Source organism: Sphingopyxis sp. H050 (assembly GCF_001468265.1).
GTDB lineage: Bacteria > Pseudomonadota > Alphaproteobacteria > Sphingomonadales > Sphingomonadaceae > Sphingopyxis.
In genome coordinates this window covers 161,889-187,820 of the sequence record NZ_LNRZ01000001.1, presented here as the reverse complement: position 1 = coordinate 187,820, position 25,932 = coordinate 161,889, and the positions used below count along the sequence as shown (strand labels likewise).

Annotated in this window: 21 protein-coding genes; 5 read left to right on the top strand and 16 right to left on the bottom strand. The window is 67.8% G+C overall.

What is annotated here, in order from left to right:
• Nucleotides 1–29: 29 nt before the first annotated feature.
• From ATE67_RS00870 to ATE67_RS00800, 15 genes are all read right to left on the bottom strand, one after another.
• Nucleotides 30–1,967, bottom strand: a complete 1,938-nt coding sequence (locus ATE67_RS00870; RefSeq protein ID WP_231727997.1) for an alpha/beta hydrolase family protein — start codon at nt 1,965–1,967, stop codon at nt 30–32.
• A 60-nt stretch (nt 1,968–2,027) separates the two neighbouring features.
• Nucleotides 2,028–2,894 carry a cupin-like domain-containing protein gene (locus ATE67_RS00865; protein ID WP_058814814.1) on the bottom strand — a complete coding sequence of 289 codons (867 nt, stop codon included), beginning with the start codon at nt 2,892–2,894 and terminating at the stop codon, nt 2,028–2,030.
• Complete coding sequence (locus ATE67_RS00860) at nt 2,891–4,075, bottom strand: GNAT family N-acetyltransferase (RefSeq protein ID WP_058814813.1); 1,185 nt, start codon at nt 4,073–4,075, stop codon at nt 2,891–2,893. Before ATE67_RS00860 ends, ATE67_RS00865 begins: the two co-directional genes overlap by 4 nt.
• Before the next feature lie 81 nt (nt 4,076–4,156).
• On the bottom strand, nt 4,157–6,052 hold the full coding sequence (locus tag ATE67_RS00855; RefSeq protein ID WP_058814812.1) for an XrtA/PEP-CTERM system amidotransferase: 1,896 nt from the start codon (nt 6,050–6,052) through the stop codon (nt 4,157–4,159).
• Between the two features lie 13 nt (nt 6,053–6,065).
• Nucleotides 6,066–7,577 carry an exosortase A gene (gene xrtA / locus ATE67_RS00850; protein ID WP_058814811.1) on the bottom strand — a complete coding sequence of 504 codons (1,512 nt, stop codon included), beginning with the start codon at nt 7,575–7,577 and terminating at the stop codon, nt 6,066–6,068.
• Complete coding sequence (locus ATE67_RS00845) at nt 7,574–8,779, bottom strand: TIGR03087 family PEP-CTERM/XrtA system glycosyltransferase (protein WP_231727996.1); 1,206 nt, start codon at nt 8,777–8,779, stop codon at nt 7,574–7,576. The genes xrtA and ATE67_RS00845 overlap by 4 nt, the downstream gene beginning before the upstream one ends.
• Nucleotides 8,779–9,837: a FemAB family XrtA/PEP-CTERM system-associated protein gene (locus ATE67_RS00840; RefSeq protein ID WP_058814810.1), complete on the bottom strand. Its 1,059-nt coding sequence runs from the start codon at nt 9,835–9,837 to the stop codon at nt 8,779–8,781. Before ATE67_RS00840 ends, ATE67_RS00845 begins: the two co-directional genes overlap by 1 nt.
• On the bottom strand, nt 9,819–10,679 hold the full coding sequence (locus ATE67_RS00835; protein WP_058814809.1) for an XrtA system polysaccharide deacetylase: 861 nt from the start codon (nt 10,677–10,679) through the stop codon (nt 9,819–9,821). The genes ATE67_RS00840 and ATE67_RS00835 overlap by 19 nt, the downstream gene beginning before the upstream one ends.
• A 181-nt stretch (nt 10,680–10,860) precedes the next feature.
• A complete protein-coding gene (locus tag ATE67_RS00830) occupies nt 10,861–12,066 on the bottom strand; it encodes an XrtA/PEP-CTERM system-associated ATPase (protein ID WP_058814808.1) in 1,206 nt (401 codons plus the stop codon).
• Between the two features lie 22 nt (nt 12,067–12,088).
• Nucleotides 12,089–13,825, bottom strand: a complete 1,737-nt coding sequence (locus ATE67_RS00825) for a hypothetical protein (protein WP_058814807.1) — start codon at nt 13,823–13,825, stop codon at nt 12,089–12,091.
• Complete coding sequence (locus ATE67_RS00820; RefSeq protein WP_058814806.1) at nt 13,822–14,871, bottom strand: AAA family ATPase; 1,050 nt, start codon at nt 14,869–14,871, stop codon at nt 13,822–13,824. The genes ATE67_RS00825 and ATE67_RS00820 overlap by 4 nt, the downstream gene beginning before the upstream one ends.
• Before the next feature lie 14 nt (nt 14,872–14,885).
• A complete protein-coding gene (locus ATE67_RS00815) occupies nt 14,886–16,415 on the bottom strand; it encodes an XrtA system polysaccharide chain length determinant (RefSeq protein WP_058814805.1) in 1,530 nt (509 codons plus the stop codon).
• A 52-nt stretch (nt 16,416–16,467) separates the two neighbouring features.
• Nucleotides 16,468–17,124, bottom strand: coding sequence for an XrtA/PEP-CTERM system exopolysaccharide export protein (locus ATE67_RS00810; RefSeq protein ID WP_058815203.1), 657 nt, complete (start codon nt 17,122–17,124; stop codon nt 16,468–16,470).
• Between the two features lie 187 nt (nt 17,125–17,311).
• Nucleotides 17,312–18,541 (bottom strand): pyridoxal-dependent decarboxylase, exosortase A system-associated, encoded by a 1,230-nt coding sequence (locus ATE67_RS00805; protein WP_058814804.1) that lies wholly within the window; start codon nt 18,539–18,541, stop codon nt 17,312–17,314.
• A complete protein-coding gene (locus ATE67_RS00800) occupies nt 18,538–20,061 on the bottom strand; it encodes an acyl-CoA ligase (AMP-forming), exosortase A system-associated (RefSeq protein WP_058814803.1) in 1,524 nt (507 codons plus the stop codon). The genes ATE67_RS00805 and ATE67_RS00800 overlap by 4 nt, the downstream gene beginning before the upstream one ends.
• Nucleotides 20,062–20,096: 35 nt before the next feature.
• On the opposite strand from ATE67_RS00800, the gene ATE67_RS00795 reads away from it, so the two are divergent.
• The 4 genes from ATE67_RS00795 to ATE67_RS00780 all read left to right on the top strand — a co-directional run bounded on the left by ATE67_RS00795 (nt 20,097) and on the right by ATE67_RS00780 (nt 23,014).
• Nucleotides 20,097–21,182, top strand: a complete 1,086-nt coding sequence (locus ATE67_RS00795; protein ID WP_058814802.1) for a GNAT family N-acetyltransferase — start codon at nt 20,097–20,099, stop codon at nt 21,180–21,182.
• Nucleotides 21,179–21,445 carry an acyl carrier protein gene (locus tag ATE67_RS00790; RefSeq protein WP_058814801.1) on the top strand — a complete coding sequence of 89 codons (267 nt, stop codon included), beginning with the start codon at nt 21,179–21,181 and terminating at the stop codon, nt 21,443–21,445. Before ATE67_RS00795 ends, ATE67_RS00790 begins: the two co-directional genes overlap by 4 nt.
• 121 nt (nt 21,446–21,566) lie before the next feature.
• Nucleotides 21,567–22,241 carry a hypothetical protein gene (locus tag ATE67_RS00785; protein ID WP_058814800.1) on the top strand — a complete coding sequence of 225 codons (675 nt, stop codon included), beginning with the start codon at nt 21,567–21,569 and terminating at the stop codon, nt 22,239–22,241.
• On the top strand, nt 22,226–23,014 hold the full coding sequence (locus ATE67_RS00780) for a hydrolase 1, exosortase A system-associated (protein ID WP_058814799.1): 789 nt from the start codon (nt 22,226–22,228) through the stop codon (nt 23,012–23,014). The genes ATE67_RS00785 and ATE67_RS00780 overlap by 16 nt, the downstream gene beginning before the upstream one ends.
• A 183-nt stretch (nt 23,015–23,197) precedes the next feature.
• Here ATE67_RS00780 and trxB read toward each other — a convergent pair whose 3' ends face one another.
• Nucleotides 23,198–24,163 (bottom strand): thioredoxin-disulfide reductase, encoded by a 966-nt coding sequence (trxB, locus tag ATE67_RS00775; protein ID WP_058814798.1) that lies wholly within the window; start codon nt 24,161–24,163, stop codon nt 23,198–23,200.
• A gap of 196 nt (nt 24,164–24,359) precedes the next feature.
• On the opposite strand from trxB, the gene ATE67_RS00770 reads away from it, so the two are divergent.
• Nucleotides 24,360–25,667 (top strand): caspase family protein, encoded by a 1,308-nt coding sequence (locus ATE67_RS00770; RefSeq protein ID WP_082660123.1) that lies wholly within the window; start codon nt 24,360–24,362, stop codon nt 25,665–25,667.
• Nucleotides 25,668–25,932: the final 265 nt, after the last annotated feature.

The following is a 25,932-nucleotide window of genomic DNA, read 5'->3' as shown; positions in this document are numbered from 1 at the left end:
CGCAATTCTTCCCAATTGAAAGCAATCTGTCATTCGGCCGGATTATGCTTGGCGAGGAACGCATCGAGCCGGTCGAACCAGTCCTTTCGGTTCGCCGGATCGGAAAAGCCGTGCCCCTCTTTCGGGTACGCGATATATTCGAAATTCTTCTTTCCGGCCGCCTTCAGCGCCGCGACCAAACTCTTCGACTGCATGACCGGGACGATGCTGTCGTCCTCGCCATGCGCGATGAGCACAGGGCGATCGAGCCGCACGGCCTGCTGCGTCGGCGACACTGTTTCCAGATCGAAGTCGCTGTCGCCCCGCACGCGCTCCTGCCACCGCCTGCCCGCCTTCTGGGTCAGGAAGCGGCGATTGTATCGGAGGATCGACTTGAGGTCGCTGACGCCCGCGAAGCTCGCTGCGCAGCGATAGCGTTCGGGGTTGCGGATAACAGCCCACAGCGCCGCATAGCCGCCGTAGGATGCACCGATCACGCACACGCGGCCGCTGTCCACAATTCCGTCCTTGACCAGCCAATCCATGCCGTCGTCGAGATCGTCCTGCATCTTGCGCCCGATCTGTCCGATGCCCGCGTCGCCGAACACCGTTCCATAACCGCCAGACCCCCGGTAATTGGGTTGCAGCACCGCATAGCCGCGATTTGCCAGAAACTGGATATCCGCGTCATAAGCCAGCTTGTCGCGAACGCCGTAGGGACCGCCGTGGGGATAGATGATCAGCGGCAGCTTCTTCGCCTCGCGCCCCTTGGGGAGCGTCAGATAGGCCGGGATCGTCAGTCCGTCGCGCGCCTGATAGCGCACAGCTTTGGTCGGCGCGAGGCGATCGGGATCGAGGCTTTGCTGCATCGACGCGATCGGTGACATTTCGCCTTTCTTCCGGTCGAGCAGATAAAAGACCCCAGGCTCGTCGGGCGCGGTGGCGAAGATCAGCATCAGCTTGCCGTCGCGGCTGCGCGAGGTCACCCACGCCTGTCGGCCGGGGATCGCCTGATCGATCTGGCTTTGCAGCTTCCTGTTCGCGGTGTCGAACCATTCGACCCTTTCGCGGTCGTCGGTGTAGGCGACGCCCTCAAGCGCGGTGCCGTCAGCATTCAGCCAATAGCGGTCGATATCGTAATTGTCGCTACCATACACCAACTCGCCGATCTGGCGCGTGCGATAGTTGAAGCGATAGAGCGCCTGCCGCCCGGTCTGCTTGTCGCTAAGCACATAGCCTTCGTCCGATCCGGCCCCGATCTTGGCAATTTCGAAGTCGACATTTTCGTCGCCCGGGCGGAGCGCCGCGATCATTTCGAATTTTTCGGCCTCGGTGCTTCGATAGAAGAATTTGAACTTGCCGCCGTCATAGCCGAAACCGGCGCGGACGACCCCGGCGTCGTCGGCGAACCATTCCATCACCGGCGCGCGGCGCTTCACCACTTCCGTCATCTGGCCGTCGGACAACGAAACGCGGAACACCGATGGATAGGAGACAGAGTCGGCCTGCATCGAGAGCAGAAGATAGTGGCCTTCGGGATCGACAAAGAGCACATCGTCGCCCTCGAGGCCGCGATTGCCCTCGCCGATCAGCCTGTTCGACTTCGTGGCAAACTCGTGGAGGATCAGCGCCGACTGGCTGATCTCGATCCCCATAAAAGACATACCGCGCCCGACGCTGATCAACAGCTTGTCGTTCCCTGCCCAGCGCATCCATCGGAAATCGACCTTTTCGGGCAGGTCGACACGCGACAGCGTTTCCTGATCGATCGGACGATAGGCGATGACCTGCCGCCCTTTGACGCGGCCGAGAAAAGCCACCGACGTCCCGTCCGGGGAGAGCATTGCATTCGCAATGTCTGGAAGCCGTGACAGTTCCTCGGTCGGGATAAGCGCCGGGCGCGCCTGCCGCGGCTCGTCGGACGCGTGCGCCACATGCGCGGCCAAACCCATCGCTGCTGCGAGCAGCATGCCTCCAAATCTTTTCATCGCCCACCCCGGTTTCGATGGTGGGAGCATAAGCGACTGACGCGGCAGCGCAATGCCGGCTTAGCTTACAAGGCGCAGCTTTCGCGCGATCCGCCAGCCGACGGTCTTCGCCCATGCGTAGCTCGGCCAGCGGGGCGGCATTTGCGGGTCGAGACCCAGGCGGCGGAGCGCCGCGTTGGCGGCATGCGCCTCGGACTCGCGATAGCTCCATTCGCTGCGCCACGTGATCGACAGTGAGATCGACGGCGCATCGCCATTGGCGACGAAGTGCGGCGCCATCACGGGCACCAGCACCGCATCGCCGGGTGCCAGCGGCACCTGCTGCGCGCCGTCGCGATAGGCCTCGTCCCACGGCAGGTTGCGGTGGCCACCGGTGTGATAGCGCTCATGCTCGATCCGGTGCGCGAAACGTTCGTCGCCTGCCGGCCAGACGTTCATCACCTTGGTCCCGCGCAGCTGGAGCAGGATATTGTGCTCGGGATCGAAGTGGAAGGGCGTGATCGACCCCGGCGAGGAGATGAAGATGAAGCCCTGCGGGGTCAGCATCGCGCCCGTCCGCGGTTCGACGACCGATTTCAGCTCGCCGAGCAGGTCCATCAGCAGCGTGCGATAGTTAGGGACGGTCTCGATATTCTTGAGCACCGCCCAGCTGCGGTTGCTGTCGATCGTGCGGATCGTCTCGCCGATCGACAGCCCGTTCGAGGGGACGTCCTCGGGCTTGATCCCGATCGGCACATCGCCCGGATTATACTCGACCTGCCCCGCGGGCATTCCTTCGCCGAGCGCCGCCAGCGCTTCGAGCGACAACAGGGGATGATCGCGCAGGCGATGGTGCAGCAACCCCGCCTGCGACGGATAGAGGCTGTCGATCCTCGCGAGCGTTTCGGCCGGAAAGACCGGCTCGCCGATAGTCTGGTGGGCCGTCATGGCAAATCCTGTGCGTCGGGTGTCGCGGGCGCGGCGCGCTTCCAGCGTCGCCAGAGTCTTTCCGCCCGGGTCAGCGCGTTGAAACGCAGCCGGTCGGAGCTGCCCGCCAGCGGGACGTTGACCCAAACGAGGCGCCGCCGTTCGCGCCACACGCTGTCGATCATCGGGTGACCGGGGGCGGCGCAGCTGTCGACCCAGTCGATCCGCGCATCGCCCAGCAGGTCGAGGTTCGCCTGTTGCAGCAGCACCCCGGGCGAGAAGCGCGCATAATCCTCGTCGAAGGCGGTCTTGAACGAAAAGCCGCCGGGTGGGCAGAGGAAATTGATCAGCATCGCAAGCGGACGTCCGTCCAGATCGAGCGAACGCATATCGAGCCGCCCGGCATCTGCCGCGCCAGCCAGCACGGCGCGGAACCAGGCTTCGGTCTCGCCATGGCTGGCGAGCGCGGACTCGGCGCGGCCTTTCCAGCCCCGCGCCTCAAGCTCGAGAAAGCCGTCGAGCCACGGATCGAGCGCCTCGCCCGGCTGCCAGCGGCGGAAGGTCAGCAGGCCCTGCTCGGCAAGGCGGTTTGCCTGCCGCCGCAATTCCTTGCGCTTCTTCGCCCGGACCGCTTCATCCCAATAAGCCTCGGGCGAAAGGTCGCTGTCGAGCAACGCGCGCTCTTCGCGGTGGACGACCTCGGCCTCGCCGCCGCGTACGCGCGCGACATCGACCAGCGCCTTGTGCAGCGGACCGTCCTCGGTCAGCCGCGGGACATGCACGAGCGTCCTGGCCCAGGCGGACGCGTCGCACCACCCGAGCAGGATCGACCAGAAGAGATTTTCGCATCCCGCGCGCACCAGCGGGAGCCCAAGGAAATGATTGTGATGCGTCCAGCCGGTCACATGGCGCAGCGGCAGGCGGCCATATTTGGCCGCGTGCGCAAGCGGCATCACGCCGATCACCGGCCCAGTGCTGCCGTCGCGAACCATGACGAGCCGGGCATGGCGCTGGGGGTCCAGCAGATGCAGCGCCGATTGCAGACACCAGCGCTCGGCGAAGGGATTGGGCTCGCTTGCCTCCTCTGCCAGCCGGTCCCACGCCGCCGCCAGCTCGTCCGACAGCGCCAGCGGATCGACGACGCGCACGGTCAGCGGGGCAACTTCCGCGTCGCTGGTCGGAAAGGCAGGATGGACCGTCATCGGGTGGAGGTTAGCAGGCAGGGGTTAAGATGGCGTGGAAATGACCGTCGTCCCTGCCTGCGCGGGGGCGACGAATATTCTTCAAATCCCGAACAGCTTCGCGAGCGACTTCTCCAACATGAAAAATTGCCAGATCAGCCGCCCATGATCGCGTCGCCCGGACTGGTGTGCGGCAACGACGCGTTCGATCTCGGCCATGTCGAACCAGCCCGAGCGCGCGAGCGTCGACGAGGCCGCGAGCGCCTTCGCCTGCTGGGCGAGGGGTCCGCGGAACCAGGCCGACACCGGCGTCACGAAACCCATTTTCGGACGATACAGGATGTCGTGCGGCAGATAGCGCTCCATCGCCTGCTTCATGATCGCCTTGCCCGTCCCGCCCTTGACGCGCATCGATGCGGGCAGGCTCGCGGCGAACTCGATCAGGCGATAGTCGAGCAAAGGCTCGCGCGCCTCGAGGCTGACCGCCATGCTCATCCGGTCGGTTTTGGTCAGGATGTCGCCGGGCAGCCAGATCATAAGGTCGGCATATTGGGCGCGGTCGAGCGCCTCGCGCGCCGGCGCGTCGTGCATCGCCTGCCAATAGCGCGCTTCGGCGATATGGTCGCCGAGCGCGTTGACCGCCGCGTCGTTGAACAGGCGCGCGCGCTGCGCCGGGCCCGTTACCCCCACCGCCTCGGCATAGCCTTCCGCCCCGCTCTTCGACAGGCTGGCGAGCGTGGCGCGGGCGCGCAGCGGACGCGGCGCCCAGTCCATTTGCGGCCACACGCGCGACAGCGGGCCGAACAGCCCCTTGCGCAGGACCGAAGGAATCATCGCGCGCAGCCTCTCCTCCTGATGCTGAAAGACCAGACGGCGATAGCCTGCAAACGCCTCATCGGCGCCGTCGCCCGAGAGCGCCACGGTCACCTCTTCGCGCGCGAGTTCGCACACGCGGTAGGTCGGCAGCGCGCTCGCATCGGCGAAGGGCTCGTCGAACATATCCGCGATCTTGTCGATCAGCCCAAAATCCGCCGCCGCGACGGTGCGCGTGCGGTGGTCGGTCGCGAAGCGCTCGGCGATCGCTTGCGCATAGGCGGTCTCGTCGAGCGCCGCCTGATCGAAGCCGATCGTGCAGGTCTTGACCGCCTTCGAGCTCACCTCAGCCATCAGCGCGACGACGGCGCTGCTGTCGACCCCGCCAGACAGGAAGGCGCCGAGCGGCACGTCCGACACCATACGGTGGGTGACGGCCGCGCGCATTAGGTGGACGAGATGTTCGGCCGCCTCACCTTCGCTGGCGCGAATGCGTTTCGAGAAATCGGGCGCCCACCATCGCGTCGGCGCGGGCACCGGATTGCCGCGTTCGAGCAGCAGGAAGTGCCCCGCGGGCAGCTTTTCGACCCCCGCGACGATGCAATTGTCGTCGGGGACATAGCCGAGCGCAAGGAAATCCTCGACCGCGGTGAGGTTCGCCTCCTGCCGCAGCAGCGGATGGCGGAGCAGGCCTTTGAGTTCCGACGCAAAGGCGATCGATCCGTCGGAAAGTCGCGCGAAATGGAGCGGCTTTACCCCCAGACGGTCGCGCGCCAGGAACAGGCAGCCGCGCGCATGATCGTGGAGTGCGAAGGCGAACATGCCATTGAGCCGCGACAGGCAATCCGGCCCCCATTGCCGCCACGCCGCGATGATCACCTCGGTATCGCCGCTGGTGCGAAAGCGATGGCCACGGTCTTCCAGTTCGGCGCGCAGCTCGCGGAAGTTGTAGATTTCACCGTTATAGGTGAGCGTCACCATCTCGTCGTCGCTCGCCATCGGCTGCGGGCTGCCCGCGATGTCGATGATCGACAGACGGAGGTGGCCCAAGCCGACGCCGGGCGCGGTCCAGTCGCCCGAACCGTCGGGGCCGCGATGGCTCATGGGGTGCAGCATCGCGCGAACGCGCGCGGGATCGACGGGTTTTGCCGTCTCGATATGATAAATTCCCGCGATCCCGCACATATAGGAAGCAGCTCTAGCGGGTTTTCAAGGCGCGGTCAGCCATCGCCTGCGCTCCGCCCGACGCGGAAACGAAATCGGCGATCGCATCGCGGCCGCCCTGCCCCTCCTCGGCGGACACGATCAGCGACAGCGCGCGCGGGTCGCCGCCGAACAGCCGCGCCTTTAAACCGGCGAGCTTGGCGCCGCGCGGGCTGCCCGTCGCCGCGCCGTCGACGACAAACCAGGTCGCCGCATCGCGCAGCACCGGGCCGGAATGGAGCAGCCTTTCGGTCTTTGCGCCCGCGACGGCAGGCAGCGCGGCGCTCCACGCCCATTTGCTGTCTGGGTCGATGGCGCCCTGCCCGTAAGCGACCACCTCGCGCCCCTCGGCCTGACGCACATACCCGCCGATCGCGACCGCGACGCGACGACCCTTGGCATCACCGAAATGCCGGAGCAGCCGCTGGTCGGCGCCATCGAAACGGGGGGTCCACGCCGCTTGTTCGGATGAGAGGACGGTCCAGCCCGCTGGCGTCGCGATTTCCATCACAGCCGGCAGCGGCGCCGAGCGTCCGCCGATCAACATCGCCCAGCCCGTAAAGATGAGCGGGATGACCAGCGCAGCGGGAAGCACCGCAAGCGCCTTGCCCGCAAAACGCGGCGTGCCATCCAGCCCGGCCACATCGACAGCAGGGTCGTTCGCGGGCCGGTCGAACCAGCCGCGAGCGACTAGCATGACGAGCAGGATCACGGCCCCGAAGAAGACCCAGCCATAGAAGATATGATCGATCCCGCCCGCCGCCTCGATTCCCCAGATTTCGGCCGCGACCATCGTGCCATAGGCGCGCAGCGCGTTGGCGAGGATCGTCGTCGCCAGCGCAAGCGTCACGAAGACGATCCGCCGCCGCCAGCCCTTGAAACAGAGGTGCGCCGCGAACACCGAATAGGCGAGCATCGCGATCAGGAAATTGACCCCCGAACAGGCCTCGGCGACCTCGAAGAAGCCGGCGCGGGTCGTGATGAACACGCCTTCCATCTGCGCCTCCAGCCCCGACAGGTGGAGCAGGGCCAGCGAGATATGCGCGGTCAGCGTCTGAAGCAGCGGCACCAGTTCCTCGCCGAAGGGTATGAGCAGCAGCGCATAGCCGAGCGGAAAGAGCAGCCCGCGCACCAGCTTTTCGCCGAGCATCGCGGCCACCGCACCCTGCAGCATCAGCACCAGCGCGAGCTGGCGGAACAGGCCGATCCCGGCGGCATCGCCGACGAGCCACACCAGCCCCGCACCCGCCATCCAAAGCAGCGCCGGCCACCAAAACACCGGCGTCAGCGGCTTCAGCAGGTGCGCGCGCTGCGACAGCAGCCAGCCGATCATCGGGATCATCAGCAGGCAGTGGGTGAAGGTCGAACTGCGCCACCAGATGCCCACCATGTCGGCGGCATCGCGGTAGAAGATCGCGACAATCGCCGCCGACAGCCCGGCGAGCGCCACCAGATGCCGCTGCCAGAGGGTCCATGTCTTCGCGGCTGCGATCGTTTCTACGGTCACGCCGCCAGCCCCAGCAATTTGGCGAGCGGCGCGAGCCGCGCGTCCCAACCGTAGCGCGCGATCATGCGTTCACGCGCAGCGGCTCCCATCTTCGCCGCACCCGCCCGGTCGTCGAGCAGCTGCACGACAGAGGCTGCCATCGCTTCGGCATCATCGGCGACGAGCAGATGTTCGCCCGGCACCGCATCGATCCCGGTCGAAGCAGCTGCACTCGCGACCACCGGCCGCGCCATCGCCATCGCTTCGAGGAGCTTGTTCTGCACACCGCGCGCGAGCAGCAGCGGCGCGACGACGGCATCGGCCGCGGCTAGCCACGACCGCACGTCGGGGACTTCGCCGGTGACGATCACGCCGGGCAGCGCGCCCAGCGCGCGAACATCCTCGGTCGGCGCCCGGCCGACGATCGCGAAGCGCGCATCCGGATGCGCCTTGCGGACGCGCGGCAGACTGTCGGCGACGAAGCAGTGGACCGCATCGATGTTCGGCCGATAGTCCATCTGGCCGGTGAAGACGATCAGCGGCCCTTCGCCCACGCCCACTTGGTCCAGCGGCAGCGCCGGATCGAAGCGCGCGGTGTCGATCCCGTTCTCCACCGCGCACACCTTGTCGGCACCGAGGCCGCTGCACTGTCGGAACAATGCCGCCTCGGCCTCGCTAACGAACAGGCTGGCATCGACCGCCCGCGCGACCTTCGCTTCGAACGCGCCAAGCTTTTTCGCCTCGCGGGCATGGACCCAGCTCAGCGGCTGGCGCTTGTCCTGTTCGGCATAGGTCGCGAATTTCGCCGAATCGACGTCGACGAAATCCATCAGCACCGGGCCGGCAAAATCGGGAGGCAGATATTGCGCCATCTGTCCCGAGAAGGCGACGATGTGGGTGACGGTGCCGAGCGCAAGCAGCGCGCCGACATGCTCGGCGAGCGCGGCATTGCGGAACAGGCGGTTCGACACCGGCTCGCCGCGCAGCACTGCGTGCGCAAGCGCGACCGGGCGCGAGACGTTGCGCACTTCAATCGCCAGCGTCTTGCAGAGCGGCGCCATCCTGTCCCAAGCGACAGCGGCGTCGGCTTCGTTGTCGGCGAGCGCCGCTATGTGCACGGGCGCGAGCCTGGCCAGCGCCTCGAACATATGCCAACTGCGGATGCGGTCGCCGCGGTCGGGCGGCCAGGGCGCGCGGTGGACGAGGAACAGGATTTCGGCCACTATCCCAGCCCGCGTGCGATCAGCGGGCCGATGCGGTTCGCCGCCCATAGCGGCAGCTTTTTCCAGAGGTCGACCTGCAGCCGGTATTTGGCGCTGTTGGGATTGGTATCGCGGGCCTTTTCGCCGGGCGCCAGCCAGCGCGCATAGACGAGCGGCTTGGGCTCGAAGCCCCAATTCTTCTTGTAGGCAAAGGGACCGGTGCCGATCTTCGACCGGCCGAAATCGAAGCGCGTGCAGCCACGCGTGCGGGCGTGGCGCATCAGCGCGAAGTAGAGGAGTTCGTTGGCGCGCAGCCGCCGCGCGTCGGTGGTGCCGCCGCCCCAATAGGGCATGACGGTGCCGCGCCAGTAGAGGCTGAGGACGCTGGCGACAACTTTACCATCGTCGCGCACATCGAGGATGTCGGCGGCGTCGCCGAAGGCGTCTATAACGCACGAAAACAAGGACTTAGGGAAAACCGGCGTACCCAGGTTGCGGACGCTCGTCGCGTAGATGCGGTAGTGATCGCGGCGGTGCTGTTCGTCGCGGCCCGTCGTCACCGTCAGGCCGCCGTCGAGCGCCTTGCGGACCTCGGCGCGCTGTTTGCGGGGGATCGCGAGGAGTTCGGTGTCGTCATCGACGGCGAGGTCGCGGGCGAAGCCGGCATAGATGTCCTGCTCGACCTGCCAACCCTCTGGCAAGGGGCCGCCGCGCAGTTCGACAGACGGCACGCCGAGCGAGCGCGCCATGTCGGCGGCGCCCTGCGCGAGCACGGCCGCCGCGGCGGCGTCATCGGCGAGGATGCCGCCACCCACGGCGAAGCCGCTGCCGACCAGCGCCTGCCCGAACAGGGGCGAGCGGATATGATGGAGCGGCAGGAGGCCGGTCAAAGCGCCGCCCGCATCGCGCGCCGTGACGAGATGGCAGCGATGCCCGGTCGCGCGCGTGATCGCCTCGCACCACGCCCGCGTGTGGAAGGGGGTCGCGTCCGGATGCGCGGCGACATAGGCATCCCATGCGTCGGCATCGCTCAGCGCGACCGGGGACTGGATCGGCGCGTTCACGCCGCGGCGCGCCACGGCTGCGCGCGCTCCTGCTGCGCGGGGAGCAGCGCGTCGGCGCGCGTCCAGTCGAAATCGGCAAGCAATTTCTTCAGCTTCCCCGCCATCGCCGACAGGCCGGTATAATGACGGATCTTCGACTTGATCGGCGCGTCGGCGACGCGCGGCTGGCCGGGATCGATCTCCCACGGGTGGAAATAGAGGATCGCGGGATGGCCGTCGGCGTTCATCCGCTCGATCGCCCAGCGCGTGAAGCCATAGGGAAGCAGGCGCATGAAGCCGCCGCCGCCCGCCGCAAGCGTGCGCCCGGCAAGGCGCGCGGTGGTGACCGGCCATTCGACGAGATCGCTGTCGGGCAGCGGGCGCCAGGCATGGCGCGGGCTGTGCGGCCAGCCGTAATGATCGTGGACGACCGGCGCGACGCTCGACGAATAGGCATAGCCCTGTTCGGCGAGCACCGCATGCGCCCAGGGCGTGCGCGTATCGACCGAAAAGCTGGGCGCGCGGTAACCGCGGATCGGCACGCCGCCGAGGTCCTCAAGGATCGCCCGCGTCTTCTTGAGGTCGGCGGCGAACTCGTCGGCAGTCATGGTGAAGACGCGCTTGTGGTCATAGCCGTGGCTCGCCAGCTCGTGCCCCGCCGCGACGATGCGCTTGATCAGCGCGGGATAGCGTTCGGCGACCCAGCCGAGGGTGAAGAAGGTGCCCTTCGCGCCCGCGTCGGCAAAGATTTGCAGCACCGCGTCGCAATTGGCCTCGACGCGGCATTCGAGCCCGTCCCAGTCGGCGCGGCCGATCGTGCGCTCAAAGGCGCCGACCTGGAACCAGTCCTCGACATCGACCGAGAGGCCGTTCTGCATTGTCCCTCACCTTCGCCGATCTTCTAGTGCGGGATCGGCTCCGAGTAAAAGATGTGTTCCCCCGCGAAGGCGGGGGCCCATCACCGACCGATGCCATCTTCCGCCGCCGGATGATGGATCTCCGCCTTCGCGGGGAAACACCATATAAATTGGCGCCATAAATTGGCGCCGCCTCAAAACATCACGCAGCCCAGACCTGCGAATTTTGCGGGTTGGGCGAATTTTCGGGATCGCGTTCGACCCATTCGATCAGCAGGTCGAGCACGCGGCGGAGCGCGGCGTCCTGTTCGACGAGGCGCGCCTCGAGGCTGGCGATCTGGTCCTTGAGCGCATCGAGCTGGGCTTCGTCGACCGCGGGCGCAGCGGCGACGGCGGCCTCGGGCGCGACATCGTGAACGCCCTCCGCTTCGCCCGCCTGGTCGGCGACGAGCGACCGCGCGGCGGCAAAATCGGGCCTGGCTTCGGGCGCCGCGAACGGCGGGCGGCCATCGGTTGCGGGCGCGGGCCATTCGGCGGCGGCGTGCGCGACGACCTCCTCGACCGGCAGCGGCGCGAGGCTCGCCTCGTCGATGCCGCGGTCGGCCTCGATCTCGGCGATGACATTGCGGACATGCTGCGCCGAAATGCGGTGCAGTTCCTCGACCGCGCCGAACAGCAGCAGGCGGCTGACGAGCACGTTCAGCTTGCGCGGCACGCCGTCGCTGTAATCGAAGATCAGCTCATACGCCTCGGGCGCGAAGCTGGGGTTGCCGGTCCAGCCCACCTTTCTGAGGCGGTGCAGGATATAGGGCTCGACCTCCTCGGGCTCCATCGGGTCGAGGTGGTGCGTCGCGATCACGCGCTGGCGCAGCTGTTCGAGCGTCGGCGTGTGAAACAGCGTCTGGCGGAATTCGGGCTGGCCGAGCAGGAAGATCTGCAGCAGCGAATGGCCGCCGAGCGTGAAGTTCGAGAGCATCCGCAGCTCTTCGAGCGCCGAGATGGCGAGATTCTGGCCCTCGTCGACGATCAGCAAGGTGCGGCGGCCGGCGCGCGCCTGTTCGCGCAGATATTCCTCCATCGAGCGCAGCAGCTCGGCCTTGCTCTGGCCTTCCCATTCGAGCCCGAACTGTTCGGCGACGAGGCGGAGGAGATCGTCGCCCTCGACCTGCGTCGACACCAGCTTGACCGCGGTCAGGCGGCTGGGGTCGATCGTGTTCATCAGATGGCCGACCAGCGTCGTCTTGCCCGCGCCGACGTCGCCGGTGATGACGATGAAGCCCTCGCCCTGCGCGAGGCCGTAACCCAGATAGGACATCGCCTTGCGATGCGTGCCGCTCTCGAAATAGAAAGACGGATCGGGCGTCAGCTGGAACGGGCGTCCGGTGAAGCCATAATATTGATCGTACATCGCGAAATCCCGTATTGCTGGATCAGAAATTATACCGCAGGCCGACGAGCGCCGAGCCGATCAGTTCGCTGTTGAACCCGTCCTGGTCGAACGCGTTCAGCGAGGCCGCGGCGGTGCCGGTCAGGCTGCGCCAGAAGCGCCGCGAATAGGTCGCCGACAGGCCGGCGGCCTGCACGTCCGCCGAATTCGGCGAGCCATTGTCGAAATAGCTCACATAGCCCGACAGGCTGACGTCCGAATCGGCGTCGAGCTGACGCCCGGCCGACAGGAAGAGATAATAGCTTTCGTCCTTCACGCCGTTGAGGCTCGCCAGCACCGAGGTGCGCGGCACGAGCAGGCGGCGCTGGTCGTACCCGACGCCGACGCCGTAGCTCCAGCGGCCATAGCTGGACGACAAGGTCGCCTGCACCCCGCGGCTGCGATACTGGAATCCGGTCGCGGAGCCGAGCTGGCTGTTGAGGCAACTGCCGCCCTGCTCGCCGAAAACGCAGGGGTTGATGTCGCCGCTGATCGGGTTGCGCGTCGGATCGAACTGCGTCGGCAGCGCGGCGAGCCCGCCCGACAGACCGCGCCCGAAGCTCGACAGGCCGTCATAGACGCCGACCTGCAACGTCGTCGCATGGTCGGGGCGATAGGCGAAGCTGCCCGTATAGATGGTGTCGCCATAGCGGCGGCCGACGCGCGCGGTCAGCGAGGTGCGGCGGCTGGGCTGCCACATGACACCGGCATCCCAGATCAGCCCATCGACATCGAACGACAGCTGGCGCGGGCTGGATGTGTCGGTGACGAACCGGCCGTTGGCGTCGCGCACGGGAACGCCGTTCCCGTCGAGCAGCGGATCGCGCTGGCCGATCTCGATGTCCTCATAGCCGACGCCGCCGAGCAGCGCGACCGTCGGGCCGATCGGCATCGTCACGTCGGCGCGGGCATATTTGCCCTCGAACCGCTGATCGAGCTGGCTGGTGTCTTCGCGCTCATAGCCGCCCGACAGCTGCCAGCCGAAGGGCAGGTCGCCCGGACGCGCGCCGATGCTGGCCCAGGCGAGATGATTGGTCGAGCTGTCGAAGACGTCCTGCGCCTGCGCACCGGGGGCGAGCACCGCGGGGGTGTCGATCTCGATCTTGGTATAGCCGAAGCGATAGCCGGCGCCGACGTCGAGCCCGCCGAGACGCTGGGTCAGCGTCGGGCCGGCATAGACCGAGTAAAGATCGGCCGAATTGCTGCTGTTGCCGATGAACAGCCCGCTCGCGGCGCCGCCATTGTCGGCGCGGCTGCGCGTCGCGAGCGCGCCGCCTTCGAGGTTGAACCCCTGCCCCGCGCCGATCCGGCCGCGCGCGATGCCGCTGATGACGTCGCCGTCATCGAGCCCGCCCGACAGGCCGAAACGATATTCGTAGCGAAGCGAGGCGGTCGCCTCGGCATTGCGCGCCGCGATCGAGGCGTCGACCCCGGCGGCGATCGTCGTATAGGTCAGGACGTCGTTGTCGCCGCCCTTGAGGTTCGCGGACAATATCTGCCCGACCTCCAGATAGGGACTGACGTCGGCGCGGCGCTGTTTCTGCGGGCGTTCGCCGCGCTTCGTGGGCTTGCGGTCGGCTTCGGCGCCCGATGCGGGCGCGCTGCTCGCAGCGAGATCGCCCGAGCCCGAACCCGACCCCGGATCGCCCGAAAATTGTGCGTGCGCGCTCGTCGCGGTCCCGGCGAGCAGCAAGGCAGCAAGCGTCGCCCCACGGCGCATGCTGAAACGGTCGCGCATCATGACGCGCCTCCCTGTCCATAATAGGTGCCGAAGCGGCGGCCGCCCGGCGAGAATTTCACTCCGTTCAGGAGCAGCTGGATATGCGGGCACGCGCCCATCAGCCCGATCGCGTCGCGCAGCGCGCTTTCGAGCGTTTCGTCGGCGCGCACGACCATGATCAGCTGGCCGACATGGCCGGCGAGCACCGTCGCGGGCGAGGCCGCGAGCACCGGCGGCGAATCGAGGATGATGATGCGGCCCGGCGCCCCGGCCTCGAGCTGCGCGAGCAAGGTCTCGGTCCGCGCCGAGGCGAGCAGTTCGGTGTCGTTCAGATGCTGCGTCCCCGCGGGCATCACCTTCAGCCCCGCGATGTCGGTCTGGATCAGGCAGTCGCCGAGCGGCAGCGTCGGATCGGCGAGCGCATCCATCAGGCCGGGCCCGTTTTCGAGGCCCAGTGCGCCGAGCACGCTGGGCTTTGCGATGTCGGCGTCGATCAGCAGCACGTCGTAATCGGCCTCGGCGGCGAGGCTGAGCGCGAGATTGACCGCCGAGAAGGTCTTGCCCTCGCCCGGATTGGCCGAGGCGATCAGCACGCGGTGGCCGCGCGGCACGACCGGGCGGTTCGCGGTGCCGGCGAAGTTGCGGATGATCTCGCGCTTCACGATGCGATATTCTTCGGAAATGCCGGTGACCGGCGCGCCCGGAACGATCATGCCGCGCGCGGCGAGGCGGGCGCGGTCGATCGTGCCCTGCCGCGCGGGAACGATCGCGGGCGCGGCGCGGGCGATGTCCTTGCGCGGCGACGGCTGGACCGGCGCAGGCTCGACCGCTGGGGCGGCTTCGGCCACCGGCGGTTCGGGCGGCAGCACTTCGGCCTGCGGCGCAGGTGCGACCGGCGCTGCGGGTTCGGCTGGCGCGGCCTTGGCCTTGCGCGCCTTCTTCTCGGGCTCGGGCGGCAGTTTCGAGACGTCGATCGTCGCGGCGTTCTTCGCCGGGTCGAGGCCGTACAGGTCGGCGGCGCGTTCCAGCAGCGAGGGCGGACGCTTGACGGGGCGTTGGTCGTTCATGTCTTCCTCCCCGCTCACGCGACCATGCCGCGCTGGACGAACTCGGCGACCAGCAGCAGCGCATAGAGGCCGACGAGCGCCCCCGCGCCGCTGGCGAGCCAGACGAGCCGCTTGCGCCGTTCGATATGCCGGTCGGGGGTCACGACCTCGGTGATCGAGCCGATCACCGGCAGGCCGCTGGCGCGTTCGAGCTTCGCCGCGGTCGCATAAGAGGTGCGAACCTGGCCGAGCGCGAAGGCCGCGCCGACGCCGCCGCCGAGGCCGGCGAGCAGCACGAGCGTCAGGAACAGCGGCCGGTTCGGCGCCGCGGGGCTGGTCGGTTTCGACGGCGGGTCGAGCAGTTCGATCTTGATCGCATCGGTTTCGGTCTCGACGTCGCCGCGCATGCGGACCTGTTCGCGCTGGGCGAGCAGCTTGTCATACTGCGCCTTCGACGCGGTATATTCGCCGTTGATCCGGTCATATTCGGCGGCGATGCCGGGGTTCTGGATCTGCTGCGAGGTGATGCGCGAGATGTCGCCCATCAGCTGCGACTTGCGGGCGGTCAGCGCGCTGACGGTCGCCTGGCGCTCGGCGCGCATCGCGGCGAGCGACGCGTAAGCGGGGTTTTGCATCCCGCCGCCACCGCCGGCGCCTTCGCGGTCGGCGATGGCTTTGAGCGAGGCGATCTGGCTCTTGAGCGCGATGACGTCGGGGTGCGCGTCGGTCAGCCCGCGCGAGCGCATCGACGACAGCTCGTTCTGGGCGCCGGCGAGCTGCTGGCGCGCGACGCTGCCGCCGACGCCGCCGACGCCGGGGATCGTCGCCGGGGTCGAGGCGAGCTGGCCGTTGGCGGCCGCAAGCTGCGCCTGCGCCGACACCAGCTGCGAATCGATCTGGCCAAGCTCGGCGCGCGCCGCATCGACGCGCTGCGCGGGCGAGCCGCTGCCGCCGGGGATCATGCCGATATTCTGCGCCTCGAACGCGCCGCGGCGCGCCTCGATCTCGCGCAGCGCCTTTTCGCGCTCGGCGATCTGGGCGTCGAGGAATTTCAGCCCCTCGCGCGCGTTCATCCGGCCGCCGCGCAGCTGGTCGTCGCGGAAGACGGTGATCAGGCTGTCGAGCACGCCCGAGGCGAGCTTCGCATTGTCGGCGTCCGACAGGCTGCCGACGGCGATGGCGGAGGTGATTTCGAAGATATTGTCCTGCTGCGGAACGACCTTGATATTCTTTTGCAGCATCGCGACCGCGCCGGCCTTTTCGCGCTCGCCCGCGCCCGAGTTGATCAGGCCGGTGGTCAGCGCGACCTTTTCGAGGTTGCGCGCGCTGGTCAGCGTGTCGCGGATCTGGTCGATCTGCTGGCGGCCGTTCGAGGTCTGGACGTCGTCGGGCAGGATCTGGTTCACGTCGACGAGCAGGCGCGCGCGCGAATCATAGCGGTTCGGGATCGACGCGACCGCGAGCCAGCCGAGGATGCAGATGCCCCAGGCGACGCCGAGCACCAGCCACCGGCGCGTCCAGACGCTGTGCAGCGCCACCCGGAATTCGTCGTAAAGGCCGTTCATCGTCTCGTGTCAGTCCTTGGCAAGGGCTAGGGGTTCGGCGGTCCGGTGCGGGTCAGAACATGCTTTCGGGGATGATGATGACGTCGCCGGGCTGGAGGCGGACGTTCGCCTTGATGTCGCCGCGCTTGATCAGGTCGCCCAGGCGCAGGCCGAACTCCTGCTGCTTGCCCGACCCCTTGTCGAAACGGACGAGGCGCGCCTTGTTGCCCGCGGCATATTCGCCGAGGCCGCCGACCGCGATCATCGCGTCGAGCACGGTCATGTTGGCGCGAAAGGGGATCGACGCGGGCTTCTCGGTCGCGCCGACGACGCGGATCTGCTGCGAGAAGGTGCTGTTGAAGCTCGACACGATCACGCTGACGATCGGGTCGGTGATATATTGGCTGAGCTGGAGCTTGATGTCCTGTTGCAGCATGGTCGGGGTCTTGCCGACCGCGGGCATGTCGGTGATCAGCGGGGTGGTGATGCGGCCGTCGGGGCGCACCTGCACCTTGCCGCCGAGCTCGGGATTGCGCCACACGAAGATCTGGAGCTCGTCGAGCGGGCCGATGATATATTCCTCGCCCGGCCCTTCCTGATTCTGCACGAAGGTCGCGCTTGGCAGCTGCGGCGCGGCGCCGCCGGCGCCCATGCAGCCGGTAAGAGCGGTCGCGGCGATGCCCGAAACCAGCGCGGCTTTCGCGGCACGAAGCGAGGGGAAGGACGTCATGTTCATATCACCTTTCGAGCGGCTGGAGGCCACCGCGGCTCCGCAAGCCCCGCAACGACAGCCAATGCGTCAGGGTCAGCCATTGCTCGAAAAGGGTGAACATACCGTTAGTATTGGGATAAGTTCGGACCGCGCTCGTCGCACTCTGTGCCGATGCGGCACAGAAATTAACCTTGGCGCGCGTGCCTCAGACGAGCATCTCGCGGGCCGGCCCCTGCCCCAGGAAGGCGGCCGGACTCGCCGAGGCCCCGTAGGCGCCTGCCTGAAAGAGCACAACAAGATCACCGACATCGGCGCGCGGCAGGCCGACCTGGTCGCCCAGGCGATCGAGAGGGGTGCAGAGGCAGCCGACGACCGACACGGTCTCGGCAGGCCCGGCGCCGAAGCGGTTCGCGACCGCGATCGGGTAGTTGCGGCGGATCACGGTGCCGAAATTGCCGCTGGCGGCGAGCTGGTGATGCAGGCCGCCGTCGGTCACGAGGAAGGTTTCGCCGTGGCTGACCTTCCGGTCGACGATGCGGGTGAGATACACGCCCGCTTCGGCGACGAGCCAGCGGCCGAGTTCCATGGCGAAGCGGCTGCCGCCAAGCACGGCATCGCGCGTCGCCAGCGTCTCGCCGAGCGCCCTGCCGACCGCGGCGACGTCGACCGCCCTGTCACCCGGGAAATAGGGCACGCCCATGCCGCCGCCGAGATTGACGAGCGGCGGGGTGGCGCCGATCTGGTTCGCGAGGCGCGCCGCGAGCGCCACCGTCTGCGCCTGCGTCTCGGCGATGGCGGCGGCATCAAGCGCCTGCGATCCCGCGAAAATATGGAAGCCTCGCCAGTCGGCGCCGAGGCCCAGCAGGCGGCGGACGAGCGCGGGCACGTCGGCGGCGTCGACCCCGAAGGGCTTGGCGCCCCCGCCCATCTTCATCCCCGACCCCTTAAGGTCGAAGTCCGGATTGACGCGCACCGCGAGGCGCGGCGTGATGCCCGTCCGCGCCGCGATCGCCAGCGCGCGGGTCGCTTCGCCGGCGGATTCGAGGTTGAGTGTTACCCCCGCGCGGATCGCGGCCTCGAGTTCGCGGTCGCGCTTGCCGGGCCCCGCGAAGCTGATGTGCTCGGCCGCCATGCCGCTCGCCAGCGCCGCTTTCAGCTCGCCGCCCGACGCGACGTCGAGCCCGTCGACCTGCCGCGCCATATGGATGAGCAATGGCGTATAAGGGTTCGCTTTCATGGCATAATGAAGCTGCACCCCGGCGGGCATCGCGGCGCGCCATTCGGCGACGCGCGCGCCCAGCATCGCGCTGTCATAGACGAACAGGGGCGTATCGCCCGCCGCCTCGGCGAGCGCGTCGGCGCGCATTCCGCCGACCAGCAGCATGCCCTCGGCATCGGCGGCGAAGCCGGGCGGGATCGGACCGTGCGGCTTCATGCCACCACCTGCCAGTCGGCGGCGATCGCGACGCGGTCGAGCTTGCCGTTCGGATTGCGCGGCAGTTCGGCGCGCCATTCGATCGTCTGCGGCTGCATGAAATTGGGCAGATTCTGTTTGAGGTACGCCGCCAGCGCGTCGCGGTCGGCGGCGCCCTTGCCGCGCACGATCAGCACGATCGCGGCGCCGAGCCGCGGGTCGGGTACGCCGAAAGCGACCGCCTCGTAGATCAACCCCGACGCGACCGCGACATCCTCGACCTCGGTCGGGCTGACCCGGTTGCCCGCGGTCTTGATCATCGCGTCGTCGCGTCCGACGAAGGTGAGCAGGCCATCGGCGTCGCGGCGCACCGTGTCGCCCGACCAGACCGCGGTGCCGCCATAAAGCGACGCGGCCGGCGCGGGCCTGAAGCGTTGCGCGGTGCGATCGGCATCCTGCCAATAGCCTTTGGCGACCAGTGGGCCAGCGTGGACCAGTTCGCCCGGTTCATTATCGTCGGTCACGCTGCCGTCGGGGCGGCAGATCAGGATTTCGGCGTGCGGGATCGCACGGCCCATCGAGGTCGGATGCGTCGCCACCAGCGCGGGATCGAGATAGGTCGAACGGAACGCCTCGGTCAGCCCGTACATCGGATAGATGTCCGCGTTGGGGAAGGTCGCGCGCAGGGCGTCGATCAGCGACGGGGTCAGCGCGCCGCCGCTGTTGGTGAGCCGCCGGAGCAGCGCCGCGGTCTCGGCGGGCCAGTCGCTCTCGACGAGTTGCACCCAAAGCGGCGGCACCCCGGCCAGCGTCGTGATGCCGTGCCGCGCGACCGCCTTTACGACGTCGCGCGGGGTCAGATAGTCGAGCGGCGCCACCGCCCCGCCCGCATGCCAGGTCGAGAAAAGCTGGTTCTGCCCATAGTCGAAGCTGAGCGGCAGCACGGCGAGGACGCGATCATCGGACGTGAGCGTCAGATAGGAGGCGACGCTTTCGGCGCCGAGCCACAGATTCGCATGGCTGAGCATCACGCCCTTCGGACGCCCCGTCGAGCCGCTGGTGTAGAGGATCGCGGCGAGATCGTCGGGCTCGGCGATCGAAAGCGGCAGGCCCTGTCCTCCCGAATCAATCACGTCTTCGGCGATCTTCAGATCCTGCACCGCGCAGTCCTCGGGCAGGTCGCCCCCGAGCATGTCGGCGCGCGACTGGTTGGCGATCAGCAGCTTGGCGCCGCTGTCGGTCAGGATATGCGCGACTTGCGGCGCCTTGAGCAGCGGGTTCACCGGCACATGGATCAGCCCCGCGCGCGCCGCGGCGAGCGGCATCAGGCAGGCGGCGCGCGTCTTCGCGCTCCAGCTGGCGACGCGCTCGCCGGGGCCGCCCACCTGTTCGAGCAGCCATGATGCGAGCCGCCCGACCCCGGCGTCGAGATCGGCGAAGGTCGTGACCTTGTCACCGATCAGCAAGGCAGCCGCATCCGCCGCGCCAAATTTGACGAGATGATCGATCGGTCGCGAGGGCGGATTTTGTGGCGTGGTCATCGGCTGTTAGGACAGTGGTGATAGAGCGCGGGACCATGCATGGGAACGGTGAAGATCACGCTAATGATGATGCGGCGAAGGCCGCAGGCTTTGCGTCGCCGTTCGACCGGGCCGAATGGTTCGACCTGCTCACGGCGCATGGTTTTGCGGGCGCGGGCCGGGTCGACGCACGCGGCAGGGCGGGCAGGACAACCGCGCTGCTGCCGCTTCGGATCGAAAGGCCCGGCTATGTTGCGGGGCTGACCAACTGGTACAGCTTTGCGATCCGGCCTCTTTATGTGACCCGCGGCGAAAGCCGGCGCCCAGAGCTCAAGGGCGCGGACATCGGTCGCAAAACCCTGGCCCCCGGCCTTCGCCGGGGAGCACATGATGCCGGTATCGAAAGCAACCAAGATGCGGCGCTTGCCGACCTCTTCGTGAAATTACGCTCCAAGGCCGCACATTTGTCGCTCTACCCCATTCGCGAAGATGAACGGCAGAGCATCAGCGCGGCGATGCGGACCGCCGGATGGTGGGTGAAGGCCACGTCGGCGGGCGATCGCCACTGGCTCGACCTTGCTGGTCTGGATCACGACAGCTGGTGGGCGAGCCGCCCCGGCGCGCTGCGCAGCACCGTGCAGCGCAAGGCGAAGAAGGGCATCGTCGACATCCAGCTGCTGACCGAATTCGATCCGGGCAGCTGGGCGGCCTATGAGCAAATCTATGCCGCGAGCTGGAAGCCCGAGGAGGGCCATCCCGCCCTGCTCCGCGCCTTTGCCGAAGCCGAGAGCGCGCGCGGCACCTTTCGCATGGGGATCGCGCGGATCGAAGGCGTGCCCGTCGCCGCGCAGTTCTGGACGGTCGAGGACGGCACCGCCTTCATCCACAAGCTGGCGCATGTCGAGGACAGCCTGAAGGCGTCGCCGGGCACGCTGCTGTCCGGCGCGCTGTTCCGGCATGTGATCGAGGTCGACGGCGTGAAGCGCGTCGATTTCGGCACCGGCAACGACGCCTACAAGCGCGACTGGATGAACCGCTACGAGCCGCTGTGGCGCATCGAGGCTTTCAATCCGTCGCGCCCCGCGGCATGGGGTCCGGCACTAAAGGCCTTCGCCCGTTCGCTGCTCAGGAAAGACACATGACCGATTCCACGACCGTCGACGCCACCCTGCGCGCGCTGCTCGCCGATGTGCTGGGGCTTGGCGAGGAGCGCGCGGCGGCGCTGACCGTGGACAGCGGCCTGTTCGGCGAGCTGCCCGAATTCGATTCGATGGCGGTCGCGACCGTGCTGACCGAGATGGAAGACCGCCTGGGCATCCTCATCGACGATGACGAGATCGACGGCGAAATCTTTGAAACCTATGGTAATCTGCTCGCCTTTTCGCAGCGCAAGGTGGCGGATTGATCACTTACTCATCCGTTCGTGCTGAGCTTGTCGAAGCACCGTTCTTTCTTGCGATGTCGAGAGAAGGGCGGGCCTTCGACAAGCTCAGGACAAACGGAACAGGGGTGAGCTGAAGATTGCCATGCCACCCCCCGAGCATCGCCTAAACATCACCCCCGCGGGCATCCCCCGCGCCACCATCCTGATCGTTCCACCGCTGTTCGACGAGGCGAACCGGCTGCGCCGCACGCTGGCGCTCGCGATGCGGGCGCTGGCGGCCGACGGATTTGCGGCGGTGCTGCCCGATCTGCCGGGACAGAATGAAAGCCTTGTCGCGCTGGACGCGGTCGATCTGGAGCAATGGCAGGACGCGCTTGCCACGGTCGCTGCCGGCATCGACGGGCCGGTCGTCATCGCGTCGGTTCGCGGCGGGACGCTGCTCGATCATCGCGCCAACGCCGCCGCCTGGTGGCGGCTCGCGCCCGTCGGCGGCGCCTCGCTGCTGCGCACGATGATGCGCGCCCGCGTCACCGCCGACCGCCAGGCGGGGATCGAATCGTCGCTGGACAGCCTGCAAGAGGCCGCGAAGACAGCGCCGCTGCTGCTTGCCGGCAACCTGCTGTCGGCCGCGATGGTCGCCCAGCTCGGCAGCGCCGACGCGCGGCCGGTTGCGCCGCTGCGCAGCATCGGCCTGGGCGCCGACGGCATCGCGGGAACGCCGCTGTGGCTGCGCGCCGAGCCCGGCGAGGATGCCGCCATGGCGTCGGCGATCGCCGCCGACATTTCCGCCTGGATCCAGACATGCGGCATCAGCTGAGCTTTGCCTGCGAAGGCGCGGCACTTGCCGCGACGCTCGACGAAGCGGCGGGGACGACCGGGCTGCTGATCGTGTCGGGCGGCAACGAGGTGCGGAGCGGCGCGCATCGCGGGATGGCGATGCTGGCGCAGCGGATCGCGGCGGCGGGGCATCCGGTGTTCCGCTTCGACCGGCGCGGGATCGGCGACAGCGAGGGGATCAACGGCGGCTATGCGAGCAGCGGGCCCGATATCGCGGCCGCGATTGCCGCGTTTCGCGAGGCCGCGCCGCACGTCACGCGCGTGGTCGCCTTCGGCAATTGCGACGCGGCGAGCGCCTTGTTGCTGCATCAGCCGCTGCCGCTCGATGCGCTGATCCTGGCCAATCCGTGGACTTATGAGGACAGCGACGAGGAGGCAGAAGAACCGGCGCTGCCGCCCGCGTCGGCGATCCGCGCGCGCTATTGGTCGCGGCTGAAGGATCCGAAGAGCCTGTTGCGCCTGGTCAAAGGCGAGGTCGATGTCCGCAAGCTGGTCCGCGGGCTGTCGGCGCTGGGTCCGTCGGCCGCGCCTGCTGCGCCGGGCAGCCTGCCGGCGCGTCTCGATCGCGCGCTGGCGGCCCTGACCTGCCCCGCCACCATCCTGCTCGCCACCGGGGACCGGACAGCGCAGGCTTTCGCCGACAAGTGCCGACCGTCCGCGATCCCCGTCGAACGCCTCGCCAGCGCGTCGCACAGCTTCGCCGGCGAGGACGCGGAGTGGTTGGTCGCGCGCGTAGTGGAGAGGCTCGCCTGACGGCTGCTTTGGGGTGGAAGCTGCCCCTCGATTCTCGTCATGCTGAACTCGTTTCAGCATCCATGGCCCGCGCTCGAATTTGACGCAGTGCCAAAGGAAATGGCGCGCCGTGGATCCTGAAACAAGTTCAGGATGACGATGATGTGAACGTCGTGGTCCGGCCGAACGCCGTCGTGTCGCCGCTCAGGCATCCACCATCGCGTGATACTCCGCCTCGGCCAGAAAGCGCTCGGCGTCGAGCGCCGCCATGCAGCCCATGCCCGCCGCGGTCACCGCCTGGCGATAGACCTTGTCGGTGACGTCGCCCGCGGCGAAGACGCCGGGGATCGCGGTCAGCGAGGTGCCCGGCGTCACCTGCAGATAGCCGTCGTCATCGAGCGGCAGCTTGCCCTTGAACAGCTCGGTCGAGGGGCTGTGGCCGATCGCGACGAAGCCGCCGTCGGTCGGCTCGTGGCTCGCCGCGCCGGTGACGGTGTCGATCAGGTCGACCCCGACGAGACCCGCGGTGCCGCCACCCGCGACGAAGCGCTCGACGCGCTTGTTCCAGAGGATCTTGATCTTCGGGTTCGCGAACAGGCGGTCCTGCAGGATCTTCTCGGCGCGCAGATGATCGCGGCGGTGGATCAGCGTCACATCGTCGCTGTGGTTGGTGAGGTACAGCGCCTCCTCGACCGCGGTGTTGCCGCCGCCGATGACGACGACCTTCTTGCCGCGATAGAAAAAGCCGTCGCAGGTCGCGCACGCCGACACGCCCTTGCCGCCCAGTTCCTGTTCGCCGGGCGCGCCCAGCCACTTCGCCTGCGCGCCGGTCGCGATCACCAGCGTTTCGGCGAGATAGACATCGCCGCCGTCGCCGGTCAGCCTGAACGGGCGCTGCGAGACGTCGACGTCGACGATCGTGTCCCAGATCATGGCTGTGCCGACATGCGTCGCCTGCGCGGTCATCTGTTCCATCAGCCACGGGCCCTGGATCACCTCGGCAAAGCCCGGATAGTTTTCGACGTCGGTCGTGATCGTCAGCTGGCCGCCGGGCTGGAGCCCCTGCACGACGATCGGCCGCATGCCGGCGCGCGCCGCGTAGATGGCGGCGGACAGGCCGGCGGGGCCGGAGCCGAGGATGAGCATTTTCGTGTGGTGCGTGGCGGGCATGGCGATCTTTCGGGTGCGCGGGCGAATCCTGTGCGGGACCGCACAGATGGGTGTTGCCAACTGCGCTAGCAAGGGTCAGTTTCCGCGCCAAGGGGAGTCGAACAAATGGCGAGCTGGTGGGACCGTCTGAGACGCCGCGGCCGTTCGGCTGGCTCGCACAGGACGCGGCGCGGCTGCGTGACGGGAGGGTGACGAGATGATGCGCCATTGGCTGATCCTGATCACCGCCCTCTTCCTGGTCGCGCCGACCGCAGCGGAGGCACGCAAGGTCGCGCTGATCATCGGCAACAGCGACTATGCGAACACCAGCCGGCTGGTGAACCCGGCGAACGACATCAAGCTGGTCGCCGCGTCGGCGCGGAGCGCGGGGTTCGACGACGTCACCATCGCCGCGAACCTGTCGGTCAACGACTTCCAGAAGGCGATGCGCGACTTTCGCGTCAAGGCCGAGGGCGCCGAGATCGCGATGGTCTATTATGCCGGGCACGGGATCGAGGCGCAGGGCAAGAACTGGCTGATCCCGACCGATGCGGGGCTGAAGTCCGACCTCGACCTGCCCTATGAGGCGGTCAACCTCGACCGCGTGATGGAATCGGTGTCGGGGGCGCAGATCCGCATGGTGATCCTCGATTCGTGCCGCAACAATCCGTTTGGCCGCTCGTGGAAATCGGGCACGCGCGCGGTGCAGACGGGACTTGCGGGGGTCGAGGCCGACGACGTGCTCGTCATCTTCGCCGCCGCGCCGGGACAGACCGCCGCCGACGGAACGGGCGTGAACTCGCCCTTTGCCGCGTCGCTCGCCAGGCGGCTGCCGCAGCCCGACCTGCCGGTGCAATTGCTGGGCGGCGCGATCCGCGACGATGTGCTGGCGGCGACCGAAGGACGGCAGCGCCCGTTCGTCAGCGCGAGCATCACCGGCACGCCGGTCTATCTGGTCCCGCGCCCCGGCGCGCCGCCGGCCGGCAATCGCAGCGCGCTCGAGGAGCTGATGTGGAAGGGTGCGGTCGCCGAGAACAGCGTCAGCGCGTTCAAATCCTATCTCGCCGAATTTCCCAAGGGCAAATATGCGGTGCTGGCGGGCCAGAGCGTCGCACGGCTCGGCAAGGACCCGAAGGCGGCGGCGCCCGCCGCGGCGGCGGTGATGGCGAGCGCACCGGTGACGAAGAAATACACGCTGTCGAACATTCGCGTCGAGGCGGTGAAGCTGACCGGCCGGCTCGGGCTCGGCCTGCCCGACCAGCTGTTCCTGCGCTTCAACACCGGCGAGCGGTTTCCCGAAGGATCGCGCGAGATTTTCTCGATCAAGCGCGGCGAAAGCTGGGTCGTCGACCGCAATTTCGCCTTCGAACAGCCGGTGAGTTTCCAGCTGCGCGAATTCGACGACATCGGCGGCAGCGACAATATCGGCACGATCGAACTGGGATCGACACCCGGCACCTTCACCAAGACGCTGAACGGCGATGCCAGCGACTATCGCGTCACCTATACGCTGACGCTCGGCTGACGACCGATAGCGGTCGGACCTTTTTTCCTTATGTCACCCCCGCGAAAGGCGGTCCGAGGCACGGGGCTCTGACCCGCAACCCGGTGCGGGGTCAGCCTACGGACGCTCTGGGTCCCCGCTTTCGCGGGGATGACAAGGAAGGGAGAAATGTCGGCTTTCGAGCGGTAGTTGCCGTCGCCCCCGCGAAGGCGGGGGCCGCTGGAGCCGTTGCGCAAGGCCGACTACGGCCCCCGCCTTCGCGGGGGCGACGGACTATTTTAACGTC